General features: G+C 41.2%; 24 protein-coding genes and 1 other RNA gene. 13 read left to right on the top strand and 12 right to left on the bottom strand.

Annotated elements, in window-relative coordinates:
• The 3 genes from BM099_RS20580 to BM099_RS20475 all read left to right on the top strand — a co-directional run.
• Positions 1-468: hypothetical protein (locus BM099_RS20580; protein ID WP_218150147.1), on the top strand; the 468-nt coding region annotated here is incomplete at its 5' end.
• Positions 458-1,483 carry a toll/interleukin-1 receptor domain-containing protein gene (locus BM099_RS14565; protein WP_090728857.1) on the top strand — a complete coding sequence of 342 codons (1,026 nt, stop codon included), beginning with the start codon at positions 458-460 and terminating at the stop codon, positions 1,481-1,483. The genes BM099_RS20580 and BM099_RS14565, both read left to right, overlap by 11 nt.
• 534 nt (positions 1,484-2,017) lie before the next feature.
• A complete protein-coding gene (locus tag BM099_RS20475) occupies positions 2,018-2,188 on the top strand; it encodes a hypothetical protein (RefSeq protein ID WP_177201194.1) in 171 nt (56 codons plus the stop codon).
• Between the two features lie 9 nt (positions 2,189-2,197).
• Here BM099_RS20475 and cas6f read toward each other — a convergent pair whose 3' ends face one another.
• The 5 genes from cas6f to BM099_RS14540 form a co-directional block, all read right to left on the bottom strand.
• On the bottom strand, positions 2,198-2,827 hold the full coding sequence (cas6f, locus tag BM099_RS14560; RefSeq protein ID WP_090728856.1) for a type I-F CRISPR-associated endoribonuclease Cas6/Csy4: 630 nt from the start codon (positions 2,825-2,827) through the stop codon (positions 2,198-2,200).
• A complete protein-coding gene (gene csy3, locus BM099_RS14555; RefSeq protein WP_090728855.1) occupies positions 2,824-3,858 on the bottom strand; it encodes a type I-F CRISPR-associated protein Csy3 in 1,035 nt (344 codons plus the stop codon). The genes cas6f and csy3 overlap by 4 nt, the downstream gene beginning before the upstream one ends.
• A gap of 10 nt (positions 3,859-3,868) precedes the next feature.
• Positions 3,869-5,950 (bottom strand): type I-F CRISPR-associated protein Csy2, encoded by a 2,082-nt coding sequence (locus BM099_RS14550; protein ID WP_177201193.1) that lies wholly within the window; start codon positions 5,948-5,950, stop codon positions 3,869-3,871.
• Positions 5,951-5,955: 5 nt separating this feature from the next.
• Positions 5,956-7,194 carry a TniQ family protein gene (locus BM099_RS14545; RefSeq protein ID WP_090728853.1) on the bottom strand — a complete coding sequence of 413 codons (1,239 nt, stop codon included), beginning with the start codon at positions 7,192-7,194 and terminating at the stop codon, positions 5,956-5,958.
• A 72-nt stretch (positions 7,195-7,266) separates the two neighbouring features.
• Complete coding sequence (locus tag BM099_RS14540) at positions 7,267-7,560, bottom strand: helix-turn-helix transcriptional regulator (protein WP_090728852.1); 294 nt, start codon at positions 7,558-7,560, stop codon at positions 7,267-7,269.
• A 643-nt stretch (positions 7,561-8,203) separates the two neighbouring features.
• Here BM099_RS14540 and BM099_RS14535 point away from each other — a divergent pair.
• Complete coding sequence (locus BM099_RS14535) at positions 8,204-8,665, top strand: hypothetical protein (protein ID WP_090728851.1); 462 nt, start codon at positions 8,204-8,206, stop codon at positions 8,663-8,665.
• A 484-nt stretch (positions 8,666-9,149) separates the two neighbouring features.
• Here the strand turns inward: BM099_RS14535 and BM099_RS14530 are convergent.
• A protein-coding gene (locus BM099_RS14530) for an IS3 family transposase (RefSeq protein ID WP_415860143.1) occupies positions 9,150-10,645 on the bottom strand; the annotation gives its coding sequence in 2 pieces (ribosomal slippage) (positions 9,150-10,225 and positions 10,225-10,645; 1,497 coding nt in all).
• A gap of 1,457 nt (positions 10,646-12,102) precedes the next feature.
• Between BM099_RS14530 and BM099_RS14525 the strand changes: the two genes are divergently transcribed.
• From BM099_RS14525 to BM099_RS14495, 7 genes are all read left to right on the top strand, one after another.
• Entirely contained in the window at positions 12,103-12,432 is a 330-nt protein-coding gene (locus BM099_RS14525) for a hypothetical protein (RefSeq protein WP_090728850.1), read from the top strand.
• Between the two features lie 279 nt (positions 12,433-12,711).
• Complete coding sequence (locus BM099_RS14520) at positions 12,712-13,494, top strand: radical SAM protein (RefSeq protein WP_090728849.1); 783 nt, start codon at positions 12,712-12,714, stop codon at positions 13,492-13,494.
• A gap of 4 nt (positions 13,495-13,498) precedes the next feature.
• Positions 13,499-14,038, top strand: coding sequence for a hypothetical protein (locus BM099_RS14515; RefSeq protein WP_090728848.1), 540 nt, complete (start codon positions 13,499-13,501; stop codon positions 14,036-14,038).
• Entirely contained in the window at positions 13,971-15,194 is a 1,224-nt protein-coding gene (locus BM099_RS14510; protein ID WP_143083785.1) for a hypothetical protein, read from the top strand. Before BM099_RS14515 ends, BM099_RS14510 begins: the two co-directional genes overlap by 68 nt.
• Positions 15,195-15,218: 24 nt before the next feature.
• Entirely contained in the window at positions 15,219-15,941 is a 723-nt protein-coding gene (locus tag BM099_RS14505; protein ID WP_090728846.1) for a 2OG-Fe(II) oxygenase, read from the top strand.
• 71 nt (positions 15,942-16,012) lie between these two features.
• Entirely contained in the window at positions 16,013-16,768 is a 756-nt protein-coding gene (locus tag BM099_RS14500) for a 2OG-Fe(II) oxygenase (RefSeq protein ID WP_090728845.1), read from the top strand.
• A 112-nt stretch (positions 16,769-16,880) separates the two neighbouring features.
• A complete protein-coding gene (locus BM099_RS14495; RefSeq protein ID WP_090728844.1) occupies positions 16,881-17,426 on the top strand; it encodes an NUDIX hydrolase in 546 nt (181 codons plus the stop codon).
• A gap of 126 nt (positions 17,427-17,552) precedes the next feature.
• Here BM099_RS14495 and BM099_RS14490 read toward each other — a convergent pair whose 3' ends face one another.
• The 6 genes from BM099_RS14490 to BM099_RS14465 form a co-directional block, all read right to left on the bottom strand.
• A complete protein-coding gene (locus BM099_RS14490; RefSeq protein WP_090728843.1) occupies positions 17,553-17,768 on the bottom strand; it encodes a hypothetical protein in 216 nt (71 codons plus the stop codon).
• Positions 17,769-18,693: 925 nt separating this feature from the next.
• Positions 18,694-19,701: a TniB family NTP-binding protein gene (locus BM099_RS14485; RefSeq protein WP_090728842.1), complete on the bottom strand. Its 1,008-nt coding sequence runs from the start codon at positions 19,699-19,701 to the stop codon at positions 18,694-18,696.
• A complete protein-coding gene (locus BM099_RS14480; protein ID WP_090728841.1) occupies positions 19,701-21,587 on the bottom strand; it encodes an integrase catalytic domain-containing protein in 1,887 nt (628 codons plus the stop codon). Before BM099_RS14480 ends, BM099_RS14485 begins: the two co-directional genes overlap by 1 nt.
• Before the next feature lie 2 nt (positions 21,588-21,589).
• A complete protein-coding gene (locus BM099_RS14475) occupies positions 21,590-22,210 on the bottom strand; it encodes a TnsA endonuclease N-terminal domain-containing protein (protein ID WP_090728840.1) in 621 nt (206 codons plus the stop codon).
• 155 nt (positions 22,211-22,365) lie between these two features.
• An RNA gene (ffs, locus tag BM099_RS14470) (signal recognition particle sRNA small type) lies at positions 22,366-22,462 on the bottom strand.
• 115 nt (positions 22,463-22,577) lie between these two features.
• Positions 22,578-23,513 (bottom strand): LysR family transcriptional regulator, encoded by a 936-nt coding sequence (locus BM099_RS14465; RefSeq protein WP_090728866.1) that lies wholly within the window; start codon positions 23,511-23,513, stop codon positions 22,578-22,580.
• A gap of 177 nt (positions 23,514-23,690) precedes the next feature.
• Between BM099_RS14465 and BM099_RS14460 the strand changes: the two genes are divergently transcribed.
• Positions 23,691-24,260: a cytochrome b gene (locus BM099_RS14460; RefSeq protein WP_090728839.1), complete on the top strand. Its 570-nt coding sequence runs from the start codon at positions 23,691-23,693 to the stop codon at positions 24,258-24,260.
• Positions 24,257-24,835, top strand: coding sequence for a YceI family protein (locus BM099_RS14455; RefSeq protein ID WP_090728838.1), 579 nt, complete (start codon positions 24,257-24,259; stop codon positions 24,833-24,835). The genes BM099_RS14460 and BM099_RS14455 overlap by 4 nt, the downstream gene beginning before the upstream one ends.
• Positions 24,836-24,860 lie beyond the last annotated feature (25 nt).

Here is a 24,860-nt window from a genome sequence, read left to right as displayed (position 1 = left end):
GACTGCCAACGCAGAAGAACAATGTCATTGGTGAATTGCTACCGCACAACTGGACGTCGGCGGTTATTAGCAAGGTGTGATAACCGGCCGCTTACACTATATGTAGAGCTACTTACACGCGTAACAACTCAGCGGTTAGAGGTCAGGGATGGAGATGAATACGCCGCGTTAGATAGCGTGCATCAGATGTTTCCATTAACCAGAGACATATTAAAAGAGAACGGCCGCCATTGTCTTGAATTCACAAAGATAGCAGCTGTTGTGCTAAATCAAATCATACGTCCATTTACATCTAAATGGCACCCTGTTGCTAAGCGTAATGACTTCGATAATGATTCACTGTGCTGCCTTGAATTCCGAGAAGAACTTCACTCATTACAAGATAAGCTAACAATTTATACTCGTATGCTATCAGACATGGCAGGCGTAGAAGATTTAACGGAGCTAGAGTCAACAAATGAGCCATAAAGACGTTTTCATCTGCCACGCATCCGAAGACAAGGATAGCTATATAAAGCCGCTCACGGAGCTTCTAAAAGATAACGGAATAACATTTTGGATTGATTCACAAGATCTTAGACTGGGCGAACACCTTGATCAAAGTATTCCTCAAGCCCTGAATAACGCCCGATTCGGACTGGTTATCTTTTCGAAAGCCTTTCTCTCAAAAGAATGGACTAACCGAGAACTACAGCTTATTAGGGATAAAGAGGAAGCCGAAAACGAAATTATCCTTTTGCCTATACTGGAAGATATTTCTCAAGAGCTAATACTTACAAAATATGGTTTTTTACGTGATCGGAAATTTTTAAAATGGACAGAATTAAATAAGTTGATTGATGACCTTAAGCATTATCTGCAAGGAACTGCTGTCCCCAATAATAATCTACTCTTTAGTGACGCTCTCTCTCACATGAGCAGATTCAATGCGGTGATGCACTGGACCGCACGCCCAGTCCCACAAAAAGAAACAAAGCAGTTTTTTACTGCACTCCAGCGCTTTTTCATCGGATACAACATATTCTTAGAAGGTGTAAGTGACTCGCTCACTTCTGCAGTGGATAATCTCTGTAGAGTTCTTTGTACAGCCGATAATTTTGATGGTTATAGTGAAGGGAAACTAGCAATAAGTATTGGCCATTGCAGTACCTTTCTATCTGGTTCTCCAGACCAAGATATGGATCTTCCAGCGATTATTTACTATTGCGACAGGGCTATCGATTCAAGCTCCAACCTTTCAAAAAAAAACCGCTCAGTACTTACGATCTATCTGATATTATTAAGATATCTTCAATCTTATTCAGATAAACGTGGCTATCATCTCCTGCATCATGACGTAGGCAATCAACTGCATTCGCTATTCTCAAACACATTGCCTTTCGCTATGGCGGCTGCACTTCCAACTATACATGATGAATATGAATGGGATAGGATCTATGAGCATACAAAAAAAGATTGGTTAAAATTAAGCTCCGACGGTTAGACTTCAATTAATCCGACATGACATAAGAAAAATAAAAAGTATCCAAAACAATACAGCGTTTACCGTGTGATTATTAAATTCGTTAATATTTCACAGCAGGACTTAACAGACCGATGTGCCTGCTTACCTCCAGTCCTTATCTCAAGGTGTTTCTCGGTAAAATACACAACAAAGAATAAACAGTATTAGCGAGCTAGAAAAAGCGTAATACACAGAGATACTGATTATTGTTTCTTTATTGGGTCTTGATCATATTTTTTATGGGTATAGTGCACAGCAAGACCAATAGAGCAAATAATGATCGCAAATACAGCCAGGGCTGTAACTGGAAACCAAGGAAACGGCATACATCTAACCTCTTCACATTTTTAATAGCTAATGCTGACAAGGGAATTGACGTCTACTTAACGTTCTGCCAATCCCCTTACCAGACAGTATCAATACCATTCTGCCTTTCGGCAGGATTTTATAGACCGATGTGGTTGCTTTCTTCCAGTCCTATTTTCAACTGCCTACCCGGCAGGATACTCAGCGGTGGCTAAAGCCACGATTTACCCCCACTTTTCAGCTGCCTACACGGCAGGGCATTCTTTTTCTTTAAACCAACGCGCTCCGCAGTTCTTTTCAGCTGCCTATTCGGCAGGGAAAACATCAAAATCTAATCTATCCCTTGTTGATCAAAATTACAGTTTAATTCATAAATAAATCGACCTGCTAAATTCTTGATTTTGTTATATATTCACTTAACTCAGGAACCATTCCTCTAATACTAATATTCGTTGCAAATCCATAATTATTAAACTCCGTATCAACCTCATCTTCAAGCGGTCTATTAACGTTCTCTTTTTGGATATGGAGGATAAAATCTTCCCCATTGCTTTTGCTACCAGCCTTGAGGCGATGAAAGTGCCCAACTTCACGTTTATCATTTGATACTACCGGCTCAAAAACATCGCCGCGTTCTTCTGCTCGTCGCTTTGCTCTCGCCAATCGACGCCTTGTTTCTCCCGCAAATAACTTAGCTATGGATTGATTACGAACAAACCGTACTTCTTGCAAATTATCAGGCACCTGCATAACCTCTGTTATTGCAAAAAAACCTTCATCAGACATCATCTTAAAATACGATTGGGCTCGTAATGCGCGCAAGTGTTCTAAATCATCGCTAACAAAAGCAATAGACAACCCTAGTGATTCGTAGCTCCACTGAGGAAAACTAACACCAATACTACTGATTAAGTGCTTGATCATGTAGCCATGCAAAACAGAGATACACCGCCCAGCTAACAACTGCGGGTCTGATCCATCCAAAAGATACTTCACACAAAAAAAGTAGCGTTTCATCCAGATTTCCCTTTCTGAAACATGCCTGCTTTTACAAGAACTGACATCACATAATGGATATCATCAGGTATGGAACTCCCTTTCTTAAAGTCTGCCAATAACGTTATATATTCTTCACAATGTCTAATAAGAGAGTAAAAATCATTGCCTTTGTCTGGACGACGTTGAGCGATAATAAAGCGGCGATCAGCCCCATATTCGTGGACTCGTAGCTTTTTTTCAGCGCCTTCTACCCACCAATCATCAATACTCTGAATTGCAGCGCCTACCTTCTCCGCATTAAAGCTCGCGGCGTTTCTTCCATCAGGTAACTCAACCTTCGCATATTGGCGCGACGCTTCACCTCTGGCCAAATGGTCGGTAAAGCATTGGCTGGGGATGATCTCTTGGCAAAACGTGGTCTTTATCTTGGCGGTAATATCCGCGAACCAAAAAACGCTTGGGTCTGTTAAAGCAGACTCCATACCAGCAGCTAGCGCTTTAAGAACGCCGCTTTCTTTTTTTGGCCAATTGTCCCAGGTTAATTGAGTCGCATCTTCAATCACAAAAGACTGATCATCAGACGTTAGTATTTCTATCTGCATAGATTTTGCGTGTTGGTTTCGCCATAACCAGCCACCCAACAATATGTTCTTACAATAGCGCTCAGCAAGCTGCAGGTATCCTCCTGCAGCTTTGTACTTAAGCGCCAACTCACTCAGAAGAAGATGTACTGACTCATCGCTGCAAACTAACGGATGAAGCGAGTTGGCTTCGACCCTGAGAGAAAAGCGACAGTACAGCTCATTGACGGTGGGGGGTACATAACAGGTTTCTATTGCGACAGGATTGCTATAAGCCAAATCTTGGGGTTGTATATTTTTAGGCTGGTTTCCCGACTGGTAAGCTTCTGAGTGGGAACATTTCTGACCTTGGATATGATTAATTTCGACCTGCAGAGGTTCAAACTCACTCACATCAGTCTTATAAAAAAAGACTGCTTTACTAGGGCTCAGCGATCGCTGATAACTAAGATGTTTGCAGAGCTCCATAACGCCCACCTTATGCTTTTTTTATAAGAATACATCTTTTCTCTGTATAGATATTCCAAAATGAGTCGTTGAAAAACGCCTTCTCCCCTTTCAAACGTACCTCAATGGCTGATTTACAATTGACCATACCAATAAGCGGCTCAGCAAAAGCATGAGGTTGTTCGATGCTTCCATAACGCTCACCAGGCTCTTCCAGTAACGCGTATCCCACCATCGCTGGTTTTTCAAAACTATCCCGACTGCAGCTTTCAAATATATCGTCAAAGCCCTTTAGCTTCGTTTTTGACGGGCATACCCAGCATCCATTTCTTGGTAACCGCACTAATGTAGAAAATAATAACTGCCGATCTGAGTAAACTTTACACCAGTCCTTACTCTCATATAAAGATGGGGGTTGTAAGCACCCACCGGCGAAAGCAGAAGGCAGCGCCGCCTGTAAAAACTGCACATCGGCACTGGTGAGTAGTACCTCTTCGTCATTCCGTTCAAGCTCAAGAACAACATCCATGACTAAATCGCAGTATCTCGATGTAATCACACCAGGGCGTTTTATGGATTGATCATCTCTTTTCAGAACAGAAAACTCAGGTAACTTTGACGTTGGCTTTGCTGAATAACCACGTATAAACCAACCTACGCCTTTTACTCGAAGGTTACGGCTCATCAACTTATTCATTCGTCTTTGAAAATTATGCGCAAAGCCCCATAAGGCGGTCAGTGAAGGAACGCCGGTAAGATAGGGGTTTGCTAATGAGTTGGCATCAAACACCCGCGATCCTTGAAGATACAAATACTGTGACGAAGATGAGGGGACTTCAGGTGGTGTTGCTACCTTTCCAAAGCTTCTCAAAAGCCATAAGAGCTGACTTTTCAGGGGTGTTAGTAGCTGTGGATGATAAGCGTATTTTGACGTTGTGTTACCCCTTTGTAATTGCTGGTGTAAACGCTGGTTTAATAAAGAGATCAATGTTGGGTATTGGTCATAGTCGACTTCTAATAACTGACGTTCTAATACACCAATTCCGCAATCATCAATGCTGTAAGCATTTTCCAGGCATACCTCCCGCCACTCAATAAGTGGGGCAATCCACTCTGCCAGTTTCTTTCTAATAAATCGTAAGCTAACAACACGACTCTTCTTTCTTAGTTGTCGTGTTTGCTGCCTGTTACTTGACGCCAATGCGTCCAAGGCCTGTAGAAAAGCTTTATTACGGATAGCTCCGATTTCAAAAACTTCTTTTCCCGCCAAGACTCTGGCCAGCCTTGAATGATGCAGGTTGCTTGTATTTGAAGGCCAAACAGGTGGTGGGTAATTCAATACAGAAATATGCCCTCCAAGCGATGAACTCAAATCCCCCACGCTCGCAGGGTGAGCATGACTAACATCAGCAAAATGCCCTACGTGTTGAGATCTATGCTGCTGAAGTGATGCTTGTACCGCATGAGACACCACTGGCGTAATGGAAATATAATCACCTTCATAGGGGAAACGTAACTGAGGTGAAAAATCACTCACCTCTGACGGTATCTGATTTTCGTTTATCGCCTGCAGTACCTGCTCTCTTAGTTCATACACCTGACGCTTTGTCATTCCTAACGCTTGAAATGCTTTTTGCCACTCAAGTTCTTTTTCAACAAGTAAATTCGCTAGGTTACAAACCCGTTGCTTCCATAAAAAAGATGATCCAAACAACTTCGCTTTATTCACCGCACTCGCATTGTGAGACCAACCAAGCATCAGTGGAAATAGTGACGAAGAAATAACGCCTTCGGTCATTGGTTGAGCTTCTACGATCAAACGCTGCCCAGATACTCTGGTATCGGGATATTTTAGATTATGGCTATGCAACCAACGTACTTCTGATACACAAGTATCCAGGTGCTTCTGATTTTTCAATGTAGCTTTGGCAAGTTTTTCATCTAACAGGTATTTAACAGTATCCCGCTTTAACGTCAGATTCAGCAAAACCACCAGGGCTAAAATTTCATTTCCCGTTACATCTAACAACGGCGTGTAAGGCGCGAAGGCTTTGCGTATCTGTAGAGATTGCTCATCTTGATCGTTAAGGTTAAGTAACTGGAGAAAGTCCATATTCATTACCACCCTGAAAGATAGGCGTTCTGGGCTTGTGGTGATGGCTGACCATGCGCAGCACGAAACTCAAAGACCTGGCGTAGATAAAATGCAGGCGTATGGCTACCAAGTTTAGTCTTACTCGGCAGCCGCAACGAAAGCTCCAGAAAACCCTCCTGGTATAACCGATAAACTTGCTCATGAGATGTTGCAAGAACAACGGCAACCTCTGCCACAGATAGCAATACATCAGCTATATTAGCTCGCTTTGTTTTTGGGTTGTCTAAGACTAGAGCCTCAAGGAATGACAATACCTCATCCAGTATAAAGTTCTGACTCACATGCTCGCTCGGAAAATGACTGGCAGATAAGACCATGTTTCCAAAAACATGTTGAAATGACGTTTTGTTGAAGCCTGCTATTAAACGCTGCTCTGCTGTATCACCACAGCCTTGTAGCTCATTTTTTAGCGACTCAGGCCAACGACTGAAATACTCAAGCGCGCCCTTCAGGCCTGCAGGTTCAATCTTTTTATCCGTCTCCAATCCTTTGTTTCTTCTCAAGTAATACCACAACAACGCGCCGTACCTGATTGAGAGCGATGGTTCACTAGATAAAGCGCTTTCTGTGTTAGAGATGTGACCTACTACAATTTGGCTCAGTGTTAGTGCGTCGCAATCAGCACTTTCAACGCTGGCACTCTTCAACTCGAAACCGCAGGTACATGTTCCAATTTGCTCATGGTCTAAATAATTCAGCGTCGCTTTACAAGCAGGGCAGCGCTCCAGCAATACGCATTCGTGTTCAACGCAGGCGGAATAATGTAAAAAGTGCCAATGCTGGCGTATATAAGAGGACTCGGCTAAGCAATGAGGACAAACAGGTATACCGTCACTGCGCAAAAAACAGCGAGGTGTAAAAACGCCATTACGGACAACGGCACTCAAGCCATTGCCGTATTTATCAGAAGAGTTAAGAATCGCTAATTTAAGTAACGGCAACCGTTCTAAACCAGTCAGAGACTCAACTAAGCGGATCGCACGTATACGAAAACTACTACTTTGTTTGGCGTGGTAAATATTAATTTGGGATAAAGCGAGAGGAAATGCGCTGGCAGCATCGCGGTCATTTTCCCATAACCATTCCCGAATAGATCCGCTGAGTAACGGGTAGGATTCAAGAAAATTAGCCGATGAGAGCCGAAGCAAGTAGCTCTCTAACGATTCATCTTCATAAGGTTCTGGCCTGACAAGTAGCTGCATACGACCTCGTATTCACTATTCGTTATCCATCTACAGCCCATCTAGAAACTATTAACGCCCCAGCAGCCCCCCTTACCTCAGCTTTTCTAACAACTCTGCCTTCTCTGATTCTTTTAGCTTAGCGATGACGCAAATCAATTCTGCCAACATATCATCATCACAATAGAGGTATGCAACAGGTACACCTAACTCATCCGCCATACGCTTGGCAGTTTGATAATCAGGAGCATGCTTACCCTTCTCATATTGATTCATTCTAGCGCTTGCCGTGTTGGGATCCATACCAAGCCGAATACCGAGTTGTTGCTGTGTAAGATTGGCAGCCTGTCGAGCAGACCTCAATCTGTGTGCCAATGGACTATTCATTTATCTTAACTATCAGTGGAATGAAGCTAAGATTTTCTTAGTATTACAGGCAATTTGATACTAAGCAATACTTAGTATTCTTTCATGAGGAAATCAATGGGACTTTTAATATTTATCCTATAGAAAAAGAAGATGTCTGATCTAATCAAGTATGAAGATAAAAACCAGCCGAAAGATCATGGCATATGTTACTACAGAGCGGTCATGATGCATTTATACAGGGAAAGGCAAAACGCAAGACCTACCGCTCTACTCCCGATACAGCTTCAAATGAGCTATGATGTGTTTGTGCGAACATACATTTAAAAGAGCGGAGCAAACCATGGGTAATCATAACGTAAAAAATAATATTGCCGTGCTAGGAATCTATTTAGCTAAACAAAGTTTCCAGCTTCACATTGTGTGATAATAATGGCCTGACAGTACTTAAAAAGAAGTTAGCCCGAAAAAATCTATGTGGTTTCATCGCTCAACTTCCAGCGTGTATCATTGGTATCGAAGCTTGTGGTGGGTAACATCACTGGACGCGCATTTATGAGAAGCTTGGCCACACGGTACATATGATTGCCCCACAATTTGTAAAATCCAATAAAATGATGCCGCTGATGCCGAAGCGATCTGTGAAGCCTTACAGCGCCCCTCTATGCGTTTTGTTCCCTCAAAGAGTGTGGCACAACAAGATATTCAAAGCCTACACAGAATCCGCAGCCAGGCTGTTGCTATAGGAACGGCGCATGCTAATCAAATTCGTGGGTTGCTGATGGAAAATGGCCTGATTATTCCGCAAGGGATTTCATCTATTAGAAAGTCGATACCTTTGGTGTTGGAGGATGCCGGCAACAAATTGACCTCGATGTTTCGAGAGCTTTTAAACAACCTCTATGAAGAGATGGTACATCTAGATGCACGCATTAAAACGCAGGAAAATACACTTGAATCACTTTGTGCACAAAATGAAGACTGCCAACGTCTTCTTAGTATTCCCGGCTTAGGCATCTTAGCGCAACAGCACTGGTGGCCTCCATTGGTGATATCAGTGCATTTAAAAATGGCCGTAAATCGCCTCATTAGAGATCTCATCAAAAATAATTCGGTTAACGACTGATTCTATATTGTTATAGTTTCCTTGATAACCACCAATTACGCTAATACAAGCCAGCACTGGATCAATTTTTTCCAGTGTGCTTTTAATACTTCAGTTTCTTGAAAGTTAAACATTATTTTTCTTGTTACTAGTTAATTTAGAAAATTTTTAGAGCCGTATAACGCCTACTGTAAAGTATTTTTTTTGGATCAGTATTGAAGTGTAATCAACACTATTTTTCGAGATACTTCTGAAACTACTTTGGTTTTACATTTGCATCCCACATAGTAAAAGGGACTGCAAAGTATTAGCTCATATTTGCCCACTTTTGCACTAAACATATTTCAACACTCAAAGGATGAGGGCGTTCTGAGCCAGGATTGTTCACAGAAGAAGTAAAGCTGCAACAAGCAGTGAAAATAACCCATGGGAATCACCTGCATATTCTGGCTCAACATGAACACCCATTCTCGCCATTTTTCAAGGATGTTGTCGCATTTTGTTGCTAAGCAACGTCTTTGCTTTCAGGATTTAATGACACTTCATCTATAAAGTCCCAATTACGAATATTATTTCGCCATCTAGTCGGGTTTGCTTGCTGCGCTTTTAAATATGTTTCTTTTCTATTGAGCAACAATTGGCTATCCAAGCCATTATGTCGTTGCTCTGGCGTGACATATTTAATACCGCTGTGTTTATGTATTTTGTTGTACCAACTTACGAAGTTTGTGACCCAGCCTCTCGCTTCTGATAAATTTTTGAAACCATCTTTAGGCCACGAATGATGGTATTTTGTTGTTCTAAAGAGTGATTCAGAATAAGGATTATCGTTACTGACCCTGGGCCTTGAGTAAGAGCTAGCAACACCTAGATCACGCATTTTAGCCTGCATAGTAAAACTTCTCATTGGCGCGCCATTATCAGAATGTAAAACAGTGCCTTTATTCACACACTTTTCACTCCAAATGGTACGCTGAAGAAAATCAGCAGCGAGCTCTCCCAACTCTCGGTCATACACGTCTGCACCGACAATTTTGCGACTAAATATATCCACAATTAGATAGAGATAATAATGTTGCCCTCTTGTTTGAGTGGCTAAATATGAGATATCCCAACTCCATAACTCATTGGGCTTGGTTGCTATTTGCGCCTCTGGCTTAGTGTGTTTCTTATTCGATTTAGTCAACGAACGGTCAGCGAGCTGACCGGCCTTCTTAAGCACCCTATAAAATGTTGATTCAGAACCAATATAACGGTTGTCGTCAGCTAAGGTAGGCACGATATAGCCAGGTGGGTAGCTGGCAAATTCTTCTTCGTTGCAGGTCTTAAGGATAAGTGCTGTTTCTTTTAGTGATAGTTTGTTTGTGGGTGCTGGCCTAATGGCGTTAGGCCTCGCATCTTCAAATAATTGTCCACTTTTCTCATGATACCACCGCTGAATAGTGCGTATTGATAACCCAAGTGTTTTGCATGCTATCGCTTTTCTAGCGCCATTTAAGGTAGCTACATTAATCATTTTAATGATTTTGTGCCGCTCAGGGAGAGGGGTTAATCTTCCTCGCTGTTGTCCCAAAGGGCATTGTACTTTTCCCGCAACACCAACAATGCAGCCGTTTCTGCAAGTGCTTTATCTTTTCTAAGCAACTCTTTTTCAAGTGCCTTGATCTTCTTCTTATCCGCTCGTCGGACAGTATCTAACTTGTACTGGCTATCTTGAGACGGTTGGTGAGCCGCGATGGATAAAGCCTTCCAAGACTTAACGTGTTCAACAAACAAACCGTGCTCACGGCAATAACTCGCTAATTCATGCTCTGACATCGTGGCTGTTGCAATAACAGCTGCAAACTTCTGGTCGGCTGAATAATCACTACTATCTTGTTGATCACTTTCAAACCCATGCCCATTATCAACCAATTCCTGCCTCCACTTATGTATAGTGCCTACACTTACACCCAGCTCACCAGCTATCTGCCTATGTGAATATGAGTAAGGTGGTAACAACCACGTTTGAGCTTGTTGTTTGGTTTCTAAGTCTACTGCATGTGCCGGCATTATTGTCTCCTTGGATTAAAATATGAGGCGACAACAAGCCTGACACAGCGGGAGAATCACCGTTCAACTTCACCAGAATACGCATCACCTGAGCATCCAGCTTAAAACGACTTATACACTCAATTTATCTTAGGATCTTCGAACGACTGTACTTCAGGTACGGGAAGCAGTTCACGCCGGTAATAAACTTTCTGGTTAAATTTGCCATCTTGCCCCCCAGTCATGATCAACAGGGAAGACTTCACACAACTCGAACATCTTCGCTAACGCCTCTGAAGAATTGGAGATGCACAAAGAAAGCTAAAGAGCAATACATACCTCTCTTTGAGCGTTTGCTATGCAGTGATTGCGCTTACGATACCTGGCCGTTCAACTGAACAGGGAATCCGAAGCATGGTCATCCACGGATGAGACGGCGACCCTTTCCCACTTTGGGATAATAAGGCTTGATTATTGTCGCTAAACGCTACTAGGGAACTAACCTCTCCATGCGACCAATAAACTTTTCTTTACGCGCGAGGCTTATAACTGAATTCATTGTCGGCAAAGGTAAGCTGGTTATCCATCGATGTACCCCTGAAAAACTATGACTTGTATTGCACTAATAGCGGTGGGCTTAATCGCATGTTCCTTAACTGATTCTAGTTTTTGCAAACTGTGAGTAGTAAGTACGAGGGAAGGTACGAACAAGTTGCCCCAATCCATCTGTAAGCCCCATTATAGCTAATGTATTCACCTGAATTCGTAGCCTCCGTAGTACCGTCATGAGAATGAGTAATAATTTTAATAGGTTGATTATCATGCACATTAACGTAGCACTTATTAGATGAAATCCCGCTATTCTGTAGTTAAAAACTTTTTATATTATTGAGGCGTGGGTTAATAATAACCCGTATGCGGATATAACAACCCACTCGATGTTAAGTATTTGTATTGATTATAAAAACTTTATATAAATTTGTAATAGATAACAGATTGATAGTTTTTTTTGGGTTATTTTTGCCCCTGATTTTTATTTGTAGAGTAGTAACTTACTAATAATTAAGTACTTATTTATTGGCATTAATCTTGTATGTATTTCTATAAAACATTGTCATTGTGGTTTTATTGAGTGGGAAATACTCGATAGCTGCTAAGGAAGGTGCAGACAAGTTAAGTTCGGCGACCTTAAAGCAAAATGGTACATGATGTGTTCAATTTAACTTGTGACTTGTTAGCAGGTTTTTGAGCAATCAACCTACGTTTGGTAGGTGCTGTTAAGCTGACATTAATTAACACTACTTAAGGGATAATTATATAGTAGATTAAAAATTAATATATCTACCTAAATCGTTTAATTTTATAAGATTAAAACGATGGTTTTTTGTTTTAAAAATTAAACAATAATTGAAATATGGAGCACTTAAATGGTTACTAAAAAAAGTGATGGGAAACCTATCGAAGTAACAGAAGAAGATCTAGAGAATTTCAGCGGAGCTTTTGACTTAGAGACAGGACCTGACACACCTTGGAGCAGGATTGTGGAGAGTGTCGATGATGAAACTAAAGCTGAATGGAGGAAAAATCTCGGTGATAAATATATCCCTGATTTATGTGACGAAGAGCTTAATAATTTAAAGGATGCGCTTTTTGACGATAGTCTTTCAACTCCTTGGTCGGTCATAGTAGATGCGGCACCAGAAGAGTGGAAAGAAAAATGGAGGAATGAGCTGAAGAAAAAATATGATAAAAAATAGTTAATAATAAAGTTCTTAAAAATATTGAGACTATAACCACCCAGATATGGTGGTGTCATACATATATTAATATTATTGACTTGTGTACAAATACTGAGGATAAGCAGTACTCCCTAAGTGCAGCATTGGAGTATTTTACTCTAAAGAAATATTATCAAAGAGGCTAAAAACCGATACTCAGTAATTTTTCTACATTCATGTTAGAAATAACATTTATCGAAAAGTAGGAGGCTATGAAATATTATTCCAATACACTACTCTAACAGTAAGGCTAGCACGATGAGAAAATACAAGTTCTTACGATCACGCCACAAGATCGAGATAGATATAACGTGGCAGTGTAATTTAAAATGTTTTGATTGCAATCGGTGTTGCGGGACGTCTCCAACAGGTGAAAGAATGTCTGTCGATCAGATTGAACGATTCATTGCCGAAAGTAATCTAAACTCCTATAAATGGAAAATAATTCGACTAGTTGGTGGAGAACCAACACTCCATCCTGATTTTCCAACAATTGTACGACTCCTACTAACATATAGAGATTCTTTTTACGAAAAAGATAAACCAAAAATAATAGTCTGCACGAATGGATATAGTAATAAAACTAAAAAAATACTATCCGAATTGCCATGCGAAATTATAATAGATAACTCAAATAAAAGTTCAGAAAATGTTGCTCACATTGGTCATTTCAATATGGCGCCAATAGATATTAGAGACACATCAAAAGATGACTTTACTTTGGCATGCACAAATACTACATATTGTGGAATGGGATTAACACCAAATGGGTATTATCACTGTCCAGTTGCAGGCAGCATTGACAGAATATTTGGTAAAAATTTAGGCTATAAGAAGCTACCTGAACAAGTTGATGAAATGGACAATTTAAAACAAGAGTTTTGTAAGTTATGTGGTTTTTATGATATGGATGACACTAAAGTCGTCCCAAGCATCGATAACATTAAGCTCCTTGATTCGCAACCAACTATTTCTAGCTCCTGGAAACAAGCACTCAGAGATATAAAGATACAAGGTCGTCATAAACTAACGAGGTATTAGCAACATGACGATTCAAAAAGACCTAATGCAAGCGATTATAAGCTCCTTCAAATTAGATTTAGATGGACTTCATGGAATAAATCATTGGGCTAGAGTTTATATAAATGGAAAAATAATAACTGACCTACACGGAATTAATGGTGAAGTCGTTGAATTATTTTCAATATTTCATGATTCAATGAGGCTATCTGAAAGTATTGATAAATGCCATGGATATCGTGGAGCAGAGTTTGCAAAATCACTTCGCGGCAAATACTTTGAGCTATCTGATAGAGACTTTGACCTTCTTTATAAAGCGTGTAAATTCCATACTTATCCAATAAAAATAGACAATATTGTCATTCAATCTTGTTGGGATGCTGATCGACTAGATTTAGGGCGTTATGGATTGCCATTAAACAAAAATTTCATTGCCCCATCTACCGTTGAAAACCTAAAAATAATTAATGAAGCATACACAAATGGACTTAACCATTATGAACCACCAATCACCAAAATTTGGAGTAGAAGAAAAGCAACCCAAAAAACATCAGCTTTTTACTAACGACAGAATTCAAGCTGAAGGGATTGTCCTTGTTCATATGCCTAGAGCGTTACCAAAAGAAGATACGCTAATCCCAAACATATGCTATTTGAAAGAGCGCCACTCCCTCTTAAAAGTACCACGAGTTATCATTGAATTCTGCATCAATGGCACTATCACTGGCGATAAAAACTTCGACCACTTCTCCTGCTTAGTTCTAATTCCATATGCTAATATCAATGATTGTACAAAATCTAATATTGTTAACGTATGGCCTACAGGCTTTTCGTTTTTGGGCTCTGTCAAGATTCCAAAAAATTCCATAATTTATAAAGGAGCAGAGGGTAAAAAAAGCGATAAAAATAGAGTTTTGAATAAATTGATTTCAGATCTTGGCAAAGAGCATATGCAGATCGTATCCCACCACAATGGTTTACAACGCACTTCTTGGAGGTCATGCCATAATAATCGTGATCTCCTCGCTAAAGAAAATATAATAAACACAAATAAAATGATGAAAGAATTTGCTTCAGAACAAAATATCACAGGTTGTGGGTCAAATTATAACTACAAGGTAGGCAGATATATACACCGGTTGTGTGCATTTTATATGGGATTCAGAATGATGGGGGTTGATACTTTCTGGATGTCATATTCATTGAAGAATGCCAAGCGAGCGTGCCAACGCTACCAAATAGCCTTAGAAGAATCACGCGCTTCGCTTACCTTGTCTCAAATTTCAAGCTCTGCTTGGGAAATTGTAGAATGGTATTCAAAAGTTAGCAATTATATCATGGATATCCACATATTAATTATCGATTCTGGCAATTTTTATTTGGATTTTCTTCCAGCAGAGAAAATTACTGGGCTCAACAAAGAACTAGAAAAGAACTTCTTTTTTTCTCCCGATTCTAACGACAGTTTTATAGATAAGGAGACAGTAATAAAAAGAGCGCAATCTTATCATTATTATAGAGATAAATTCAAACGAACAGACCGAATAAAACCTAATCATAAATTAGTAAATTTTCTAAGTGATTTTGCACACTCAAACCTTGATATAGAAAAAACTGATATTGATACCATTGATGATTTTCTTGGTCTTTGGCTAAAAATAATAGATAAAAAGTACCCTACGTTTGACCAAGAAATAAGAAAACTTATAAAGCTAATATAAACAAATTAATTACTGGGAATCAAGATGTTTACTATTAAAGAATTTGAAGACTTTCCAATTATATTGGTTAATGATTTTTTGCCTGACAATATGATAGATAATCTATACGTTGTTTTAAAAGAATATGAGGAAAAATTCAATATTCCAAATTGGAACTCTAAAGACAAATCAAACAGTAAAAAGATGTCTCTTTGTATGGGAAAAGATATTTGGTTTCCTTTTATATGTAAAGAGGAAAATGAAAATATTACCCATAAAGTACCAAGTGCAATTTATGACTTTATCGAAAATTACTTATTCCACCAAGGTTTAATTGAATTTTTTAAATATTCAAGCCATGACATTTTTAGGGTCATCCCTAGCCAAGGACCAGATGGTAGGTTTCATATTGTTTCATATGGTAACGGTGATTATTATAATTGGCACAAGGATACATCGCTTGCAGAGGGAGCACTTTTGTATGGAAGCTCTCCTTCTAGAAACATCCTATTCACTTTCAACCTTACTTTATGCAAAAGTAATAACTTGTCTGGTGGAGATACACTATTTATGCACAACAACAAATCTCTAAAAATACCGTTTACAAATAACTCTCTCGTAATTTTTCCAACAATAATTAATCATGCTGCTACAAAAATAGTGTTCAAAAAAGAAGAATCCTGGGAGAATAACAGGTTTAGCTTGCAGTTTTGGATGGCAGGTACTCAAAATTTTTGTACAGAAAATATCAAAGAATTACGTTGGTGATGAAGTCTATGTAACGCTCGACAATTAAAAAAGCTGACAACTATATCCATATAACTAAAAAGGTTTTTGCCATGAAGTGGTCAGAAAAACTAAAGATATCAGAGCTTAAGGATAAATATTCAAAGCAACGAATTATAACTATTGCTGACGCTCTGGATCCAGTAGACTCAGAGCTGGTTTACTCATCCTTAAACGATGTGACAGAAGGGAATATTTGGTATCAAGCGCTCCGAGGAAACCCACACTACATCAATAAATCTGACGTATCAAATACTCACGACTTTCATTATAGATTCGATAAGTTTCCACTTTCAAATATCACAATAAAAAAACTGCTTGGTGTGACGGCAGACTCCAAACGAGCCGACTTTCGAGCAGTAATGAAATATGGAGACAGCCCTGAAAAAGAATTACCGTCTTTCCACCCCCTATCAAAGCTCGGAAGTTTTCTAAACTCAGATGAATGCTATTCATTATTTACAGAGATTACTGGCCATAAATTCACTAAGAACAGCACTGTAAGTTTTCTCAGTCGATATATGGCAGGTGATTATCTTAGTACTCATGACGATAGCGATCCTAAAAATGAGAGAGTTTTAACATTTATACTAAGTCTAAATAAAACGTGGGAGCATCACTGGGGTGGACAAACATTAATTTTTAATAAAAAAAATACGGACAGTGTAACCGACTGCATTATACCTTCATATAATACGTTAACTATTTTTGATGTCCCGTTACTACATTGCGTACTGCCAGTTTCTAATTTTTCTCAAGCCCCAAGATACGCAATATCCGGCTGGATTCATAAGTCCCCACGAATTTAATGTAATTCGCGATGAATTTTCCAACCCAAGAATTGCCCCCCCCCCCCCCCGAAAATTAACGGTTAAAAAAGGGTGGATTACCAATTAACCTCTAATTAGGTAACAATAAATAATGAATACAGTCGAGCAGATGCACCTAAATTACCCAAATTTATTTCGTTTAGTAGAATCTCCAGGACATAAAGCTCAATTTAAAAACTTCTTTGATCCTCCTGACGATAACTTGATTGGTAACGCATATATTATTCCTAAAGTAGAAGATAAATGGTTATACATAATAGACGAAGAAGGTAGGCTTCACATTCCAGGAGGAAAGAAAGAACCGGGAGAAAAACTTATGGATATTGTTGAACGCGAATTGATGGAAGAGGCTGGGGCATTAGTAAAGTCTTATACCATTATAGGTGGATGGGATACTTACATAAAAAATCCTCACTTAAAAAAAGAACAATTACCTTATCCGCATATGTATATGGTTGTCGGTTACGGTATTGTAGAGCCTATTTGCAGTCCAACGAACCCTATTGGTGCAGGAAAAACCGCCAAAGTTATAACTGACAGCTTAATTAAGGTAGTTTCTGCTTTCACTGCTCATGGCCGAGAAGATTTAGCTGAGCTGTACCTTTTCGCAAATAAAAGCGGTGAGTTAATTAACTGACTCACTCTTAAATTCAAGGGTATAACAATCAGTCATTACTCCCAAAAACATGTCCATTTCTTCAGTTAACTGGACAACACTAGTTTTCTACCAATTTTTGAGCGCAGCCAGATATAACTAGAAGCACTAAAAAAACACGTCTCCTTTCTTGGGGAAAAGGTATCCTGAGAAATCATACCCTATATGATCGACTGTGCCGTACTGTGAAAAATCCACATCCGAAAAATCAACTTCGGCTTCAAGGTATTGCACAGCATAGGCGTTCCATACCTCTTTCACTGCTAAAAAGTTTTCAAACGCATCCTCGCCGGTTAATACGATTTTGTCTTTTTGGTTATCCATTACTTATCCCTTTGCGTAAGCTAGTCATCATCCCTAGCCGCTAAAAATAAATTCCGCTCTTCGTCGCCGTAGCGAGAAGGAAGATTTCGGTGGTCTTGGTTGAACTGTGCCCCATCGCTTTGGCTAACAAGTTAATCGGGACCGGTTCGTCGCTGTCATCATGGCGACCCCGTAGGCATGATGCAAGCCTTAGCCGATTGCTTGTTCGCAGTGAATACCGGCCCGGACCTTTTTGACGCTGACGAATATTAAAGACGCGATCCAGCCAATCCAATAAGCGTCACGATACCGGTACCGCACGAAATTCGGGCAATTTTTCACGCCCTCGCCAGTCGTGTGTGCATTTATTGAGAGTCCGAAAGACGATCGCCCGTCTGCCCATAAGACCCGTTGGCGATGATTTCCCGTGCTTTCGAAGGATGACAGCCGGTATCGTGCAGCATCTGGCAAAACAAGACCCGCGCGGGCTACTCGTCTTGGGCCGCACATAAAAAGGCGTGACGCTCGGCTTTGGTTAAATACAAACGCCCGCCGGTGCGCGAGAACAGGCGCATTTCATGGACGATGTCGTGGCGGGAAGTGTCCCTTATTGGTGTGTCACTGTGCGGGTGGTGGTGTGGTATTGTGTGATGTGTCATCTCAAGTTCCTCGCGCCGCGTGGTGGTCGAGCGTATGACTCAGCGACATCTGCGGCGCGGATGGGTCACTTCGTCCTAGCCGCGCACAGCCGCGACCGGTCCCGTTTGACACACTCTATCTCCATCCAGTATCAGGAATTTTAGACACAAAAAGCTGCTTTGGAGTACGGGTTTTCTGCCTTCATTAAAATTGTGTTAGTGCTCTTCTGTCCACTGCCACGCCAGTTTTTGTGCTTCTTGGATCTTCGAGGTAGTCAACATTTCTTCTTTGCATTGGACTGAATAAACTACTTTTTTAACAACTGGGTCAATGACATTTGATCCGTAAATCTTGTAGCAATCAGGGCTTCATCAACAGAAATTGCATTCGGGTCGTAACGTGAATAACTAGCAACCTCTGCGAATTTTAGGTCATTGATCGTTTGCAGAAAGGGATTTAGCAGGCTTGGATAAAAAAGCTGATAGGCATTGGCTAGATGCTCTTTGGTCAAAGTTTTAGCACCGTCAAAAAGTGCCATTTTAACCGCCTCATTCAATAAGTGCTTTAGCTTACGAACCTCGCCTCTGCAGGCTGCAAATAGCGCTAGCGTTGTATGTTTTTCTTCTAACTTTGGAGGTAGATCAAAAGGCATTCGTATGGCTAAACCTTTTAAGAATCGCACGAAGTCCTCTGGCCCTTCCGATAATTTAAAATAAGGTATTTGGCGCCTGCAAATCAATCGAGAAGCCCACTGCGGCTCTTCTGCGATCAATTCAGCCCAGGGCATACCGACTAACACAATGGGAATTTTCGTTTCTTCAGTGATATATTTCAGACGATTAGCGATTAACTGCCGGTATTGGGCTGTCTTGAATTCAATCAATTCTTGGAATTCGTTAATAATAATCAGCTCTGTCTCACACAGCTGCAAACATCGCACGAGCGATTCCGTGAGCCCTAACTCATGACTACGTCCTGTACGATATTCTGTCCCAAACTGCCCTAAGTCCATCAATAGTTGAATGATTGTATGCTCAAGCGTTAACTTGCTTGGGATACGACTCACCAGAATAGGCTTTGTTAACACGTTACGCCGTTGCTGACTAAAGAAACGCTTACTGTAGTGATTGATAAGCTGAGTTTTGCCTGAGCCCGTATCACCTGTAATGAGCATACTCTGCTGCTCTCCCCCCAGAGTTCGGTTGAAACGTAAGCGCTCAAAATCTTCGATGATGGTTGTTAGGGCCGGATGTTCAACAAAGCAGTCGTTGAACGCGAGTAAGCGGCTTGTCTGCTCTTCGCTGAGAGTGATCATTAATAAGGATCCAGATCCGAGACCATATCGTCCCAGTTGTCGAGTAAATCGTCAGATTCAGGCTTTTGGTTTTCTACTTTTTCATTCATTGGCACTTTGCTGGGAACAACCGAGGATACTGAATCGCTACCAACATTTTGATGCTTGGCTAAGCTTTTCATACCGCCAATGCTTTTGCTTGGTCTCTTTGGCCGTCTTTGAATATTATCGACCTCTTCCTGTACCCGCTGCTCTATATACTGTCTGGCTTCAGCTAAGCTTTCCATATCGACGTGCCGACGGGTTTGATAGCGAATCAACCTCTTGTTGGTCTGATGTTGAAGTAATGTTAATCCTTGTGTGTAGTTATCCGGATCTACGCTAGGGACTTTAATATAGCGATCTTGATCTTTCAGATACACATAGATGCAACTCATATCCATAGGGTTTAGCTTCACTAGGAGCTTTAGGCTCTTCTTTCCCGACGGTAGTGATGTACTGCGCCTGTATTCCACCAGTTCATCATTTTCATAATGAATCCCTTTAAGATGTAAGCCTCCTTTTCGTAGAACAAGCTCAAAAGTTTGGCCTAATTCAATAATGAGTCGCTCTGCTGTTTCTCCCGTATATTGAGCGGGAGGGAATTCAGAAACGCCGATTTGCCACGACAAATAAGGAATGTGCGTCTCGCGGGCATTAGCAGAGCGATGATAAACATCAATAATCCACTTATAAAACACATCTATGAAGGCTGAAAAGCGCATGACGGCGTCTTTTTTAGGGTTGTAGTCCTTTAAATCATCTATTTTAGAGAATGTTTTTCCCGGTATTGAGACCAGAAGCTTTTTGTTAACAGTTCCAAAAAACCGCTCTACCAACGGTTTGAGCCAAGGGTGAGCTACAGGGTTGTACTGGATATCACTCACAACTACTCGGCATAGCTGATCTAAATTTTTACTCCAAAATTCTGCACCATTATCGACAACCAGCGTTTCAATTTTTCCTGAGCATTCCCAGTCATGCTGGATATGAGGATACTGTTTTTTTACATAGCTTTTGTCCAAACAAGCATTTAATAGCGCCTTACAAACTGAATCATAACTAGGTTCGCGATACCCCAGATAGAAGCCCACAACACAATGGCTGTAGCTATCGATGAGCAGGGTTAAATACGGTCTACCCAGTGGAATATTCAATTCATCATCTAATAAGATAAGATCCAAGGGCGTGTGGTCTATTTCAACTCTCTCCATCACTCGCGTGAGGGTAATATGAGCGCCTACAGGACGATATTTTCGATCTGCATATTGTTTACCATAACGTTTAAGTGCGACATCATAGGGTGGTAGCTTATTGATTCGATTGTAAAATCCGCTGCGACTAACGTGCATTACTTTCCCTTGAACTACGCCCTTATTCGCCAGCGTGATAAGGTCTCTATAGTATTCATACACTGACGCGATTGAGGGACGTTCTGGACGTAAATACTTTTGATTAACCGCCTGCCAGTAATAAAGGTCATCACCTGTATTTTGCTCAAGACGGTTACCTTTCTTGTGGTGTTTAGGAATTAGCGCTTCAACAGAACGACCTGAAGATACATATAGTTTTCGCCAACCGGCAAGTGTGCGCCATGAAGGCAACGGCGCTAGTAATTTATCTCCAACCACATGTAACAATGGCGTTAGATTTTTCTCAGTCCAGCCACCTTCAAGCCTTTTTCCAACCCACTGAATATAAGCTAAGCGCCTAAGGGCTTCATCGCGCAGCTCAGCTGGATAAGTTTTTAAATCACGCGGAAATATTTCTGCAGAGGGTTCTTCAAAAAAAGGGATTTCAGGTTCATTCGGAGAGAATTCATCTTCAAATAAACCAGAACTCTTTGATAACAGATCTGGCGTGGCCATATCTAGCACCAAACCACAGAATCTAACCCTAAATCAGATGAGGATAAATCTGTTTTCAACCGCCCTAAAGAGAGCCAGGTTACCGTGGAAGCAAGCACATCACCTTCTATAGCCTGAGTGCTAGATATCAAGTTGCGAACACTAACGATACCTGACTTTTTAACTAGCTCTAAAATAGCAAAGTGCAGCTCCGTAAATGATTGGAGGCCTGCATAGCGATGTAATAATTTAAGGTTATTCAAAATAGGATTTAGGCGGATCTGGCGCTCAGTCACTAATATCACCGGAATACCCAGTGCCGCCGCCCGTTCCTGACGGCATATAAACTTTGCTCTAAAATCAGTATTAGCTGCTTTAGCAACAGGTTTAACTTCAATAAAGCGTGCTCCGTTTACTTTATCAACGACAACGAAGTCAGGGGTATAAGGCAGCTCTTTACCCAAAAAACTATAGTAGAAACCTTCCGGTTGACTGTCGAAAGAAATAACATCGGGTGAATACTCAAAGTGAAAGCAGGCGTCGAACTCTAAGCCGGATTCAACGGTAATGACGTCATCAATTTTAAGACTGGCAAACTTAAAAAGGTTTTTTACGCGGGAATGTTTAAGATTACGTCGATACATAGCATTGCCACCATCTTCGTAGTATTACTACAAAAATATACCTTATGCAGGCTTTTTGTGCAAATTATGCAAACTTATATGGACTTTATGCAGACTTATGTGGATCTTATGCAAACTTATGCTGAAAACGACACATTTAAGGTGTATGGTGATAGCTCCACCAGCCACATCCCGGCACACGAATCGACCGCTGTGGCTGCTCCCTTCCAGGCCTGACCAGATTCACGGTTTATCATTGCGAGAGGACCGGCAGAGCTACCATAGCAGGCCGTTCTTCCTGTTCTTTGCAGAACAGGCGCGCAGTATACCAGCCTGTTTTTGTATTGCAAAATAAAGTCGTGTTTTTCCAATATTTCTGATTTCTATCTCACACTTTATATACAGAGTGCTGCCCGGCATGCTGCAATATTGCGTTTTTTATCCAGCGATGCATGCCGTCGTGGTGATCTCTGGCGTGCCAATACAGGTAAAAAGGTAAGGGATCTGCTTTTAATTCTGGCGGCAATGCGCAGGTCACGACAGCCCTGCCTAATGAAATTTTCTGGATGAGATTGATCGGCAGCATAAAGATCAGGTCTGTTTTTTCACAAAAGTCGGCTACCGACATAAAGCTACTTAAGCGCAATACCGTATTACGCTTTTTTCCCATCTCCCGCAGGCGGCTATCCATCATAGCCGGCCCCTTTCCGGTAATCGAAACGAAGCCATGCCGAGCGGCCAGGTATGCATCCAGAGTTATCGGGTTGTCTGCCAACGGGTGATGCGCCCCCATCATCAGCGCTGTATCAGTCACATCCAGTATTGCTCTATGAAATTGATCTTCCGCTGTCTGCGGAGCAACACCGGAAATGGCAAAGTGGATATCACCTCGTGAGAGCATCTCAAAATAGTCGGCCGGCCTTGAATCAAGCTCTACCCTCATTTCGGGCGCTTCTTGTCTCATGATCGCGAGCAGATCGGGCACATACAGCGCTGTTTCCAGATCGGGCCCGGCAATTTTAACGGTCTGTTTGGAAGTTTGCGGGCTGAATTCGGTTTCAGAGATGATCTGGCTAACGCTATGTAACAGGCTTTTAAGATCACCGATAATCTGCCCTGCCCGCACGGATAAGTCATAGCCTTCGGCACTTCTTACCAACAATGGATCAGCAAACATACTGCGTAGCCTTTGTAGCGCTCTGCTGACAGCAGGCTGGCTCATATGCAATCGCTCTGCGGCCTTTGTTACCTGCTTTTCTTCGAGCAATGCTTCCAACACCACCAAAAGATTAAGGTCAACCGACCTTAAATTCACTTTACGCATAGCAAACATCACCATAATGCATTAGATGAATTCATTATGTGCCATTACACTGTGCCCATCAAAAGCTTTTAATAAAGATCGACAAAAAAGCACGGTATACAGAACTTAAGTCACCTATGAGAGTCCGAGTATTGCTAACGGACAGTACAATTTTCATCAGTAAGGATTAGGAAAAAGATGGCGCTAGTCAAAGGGTTACGCAACCAATCAAACCATTATGGCTGGGGTGCTATTGGACTTCATTGGTTAATTGCACTGGCTATTATCGGCATGTATCCGCTAGGTTTATATATCGATTCGCTGACATACTACGATCCGGAATATCAAATAGTACCCAACTGGCATAAGAGTATCGGTATTCTGATTGCTATTACTTTGGCGATTCGACTTATTTGGCGAGCAATCAACCCCCAACCTGTGCCTATAAGCTCCCACTCAGCTCTCATCAAACGGCTGTCAAAGCTGGGGCATATCGGTTTATATCTCTTGCTGATAGCTGTTTTAGCCTCGGGTTATCTTATTTCTACCGCTGATGGCCGCGCTATTAGCGTCTTCAACTGGTTCAGCGTACCGGCTTTACCTGAACTTGTTGAAAATCAAGAAGATGTTGCCGGTGAGATCCACTTCATTGTGGCGACATCACTTATTTCCTTAGCGGCTTTACATGCTATCGCTGCTCTTAAACATCACTTTATCGACAAAGACTCAACACTCAAAAGAATGTTGGGCACCAAGGAGAATTCATGAACACATTTCTAAAAACTTCAGTCGCGCTGGGTAGCTTAGTACTCGCTTCTTCACCTTTGTATGCAGCTGATTACGTGATTGACACCAAAAACGCTCATGCATCTATTGAGTTTCGCATTAGTCACTTAGGTATTGGCTTGGTAACCGGTCGGTTCAATACATTTGAAGGCCAATTCAGCTACGATCCAGAGCAGCCAAACGACTCCAGTGTCACTGTTGATATTGATACATCGAGTATCGATTCAAACCATGCAGAACGTGATAAGCACATTCGCAGTGGTGACTTCCTGGATGTTAAAACATTTCCGACGGCTAAATTTGTTAGTACTCAATACAGTGACAACGGTGACGGTTCGGCTTCTCTGACTGGCGACCTGACACTGCATGGCGTGACTAAGCCTGTGGTTCTTGATGTCAGCAAATTAGGTGAAGGCAACGATCCCTGGGGTGGTTTCCGTACAGGCTTTGAAGGCTCTACCGAGATCAAACTGAAAGATTTCGGCATCGATTACAACCTAGGGCCGGCGTCTGAAACACTCTACCTGAATCTGTCTATTGAGGGTGTTAAACAGTAATCATTCTTTCATTGTAATACTGCTT

Origin of the sequence: Neptunomonas qingdaonensis (genome assembly GCF_900113275.1) — a bacterium.
Classification (GTDB): Bacteria; Pseudomonadota; Gammaproteobacteria; order Pseudomonadales; family Balneatricaceae; genus Neptunomonas; species Neptunomonas qingdaonensis.
This window is presented reverse-complemented; position numbering and strand designations above follow the sequence as displayed.

Bases quoted from the DNA above. Each gene is read 5' to 3' on its own strand.
- BM099_RS14460 (WP_090728839.1), top strand. From the start codon at position 23,691: ATGGCGCTAGTCAAAGGGTTACGCAACCAATCAAACCATTATGGCTGG.
- BM099_RS14485 (WP_090728842.1), bottom strand. From the start codon at position 19,701: ATGATCACTCTCAGCGAAGAGCAGACAAGCCGCTTACTCGCGTTCAAC.
- BM099_RS14500 (WP_090728845.1), top strand. From the start codon at position 16,013: ATGAAGTGGTCAGAAAAACTAAAGATATCAGAGCTTAAGGATAAATAT.
- BM099_RS14520 (WP_090728849.1), top strand. From the start codon at position 12,712: ATGAGAAAATACAAGTTCTTACGATCACGCCACAAGATCGAGATAGAT.
- BM099_RS14525 (WP_090728850.1), top strand. From the start codon at position 12,103: ATGGTTACTAAAAAAAGTGATGGGAAACCTATCGAAGTAACAGAAGAA.
- BM099_RS14455 (WP_090728838.1), top strand. From the start codon at position 24,257: ATGAACACATTTCTAAAAACTTCAGTCGCGCTGGGTAGCTTAGTACTC.
- csy3 (WP_090728855.1), bottom strand. From the start codon at position 3,858: ATGGAGCTCTGCAAACATCTTAGTTATCAGCGATCGCTGAGCCCTAGT.
- BM099_RS14565 (WP_090728857.1), top strand. From the start codon at position 458: ATGAGCCATAAAGACGTTTTCATCTGCCACGCATCCGAAGACAAGGAT.
- BM099_RS14550 (WP_177201193.1), bottom strand. From the start codon at position 5,950: ATGGACTTTCTCCAGTTACTTAACCTTAACGATCAAGATGAGCAATCT.
- BM099_RS14535 (WP_090728851.1), top strand. From the start codon at position 8,204: ATGCGTTTTGTTCCCTCAAAGAGTGTGGCACAACAAGATATTCAAAGC.
- BM099_RS14475 (WP_090728840.1), bottom strand. From the start codon at position 22,210: ATGTATCGACGTAATCTTAAACATTCCCGCGTAAAAAACCTTTTTAAG.
- BM099_RS14505 (WP_090728846.1), top strand. From the start codon at position 15,219: ATGTTTACTATTAAAGAATTTGAAGACTTTCCAATTATATTGGTTAAT.
- BM099_RS14540 (WP_090728852.1), bottom strand. From the start codon at position 7,560: ATGAATAGTCCATTGGCACACAGATTGAGGTCTGCTCGACAGGCTGCC.
- BM099_RS14545 (WP_090728853.1), bottom strand. From the start codon at position 7,194: ATGCAGCTACTTGTCAGGCCAGAACCTTATGAAGATGAATCGTTAGAG.
- BM099_RS14495 (WP_090728844.1), top strand. From the start codon at position 16,881: ATGAATACAGTCGAGCAGATGCACCTAAATTACCCAAATTTATTTCGT.
- cas6f (WP_090728856.1), bottom strand. From the start codon at position 2,827: ATGAAACGCTACTTTTTTTGTGTGAAGTATCTTTTGGATGGATCAGAC.
- BM099_RS14515 (WP_090728848.1), top strand. From the start codon at position 13,499: ATGACGATTCAAAAAGACCTAATGCAAGCGATTATAAGCTCCTTCAAA.
- BM099_RS14510 (WP_143083785.1), top strand. From the start codon at position 13,971: ATGAACCACCAATCACCAAAATTTGGAGTAGAAGAAAAGCAACCCAAA.
- BM099_RS14465 (WP_090728866.1), bottom strand. From the start codon at position 23,513: ATGCGTAAAGTGAATTTAAGGTCGGTTGACCTTAATCTTTTGGTGGTG.
- BM099_RS14480 (WP_090728841.1), bottom strand. From the start codon at position 21,587: ATGGCCACGCCAGATCTGTTATCAAAGAGTTCTGGTTTATTTGAAGAT.
- BM099_RS14490 (WP_090728843.1), bottom strand. From the start codon at position 17,768: ATGGATAACCAAAAAGACAAAATCGTATTAACCGGCGAGGATGCGTTT.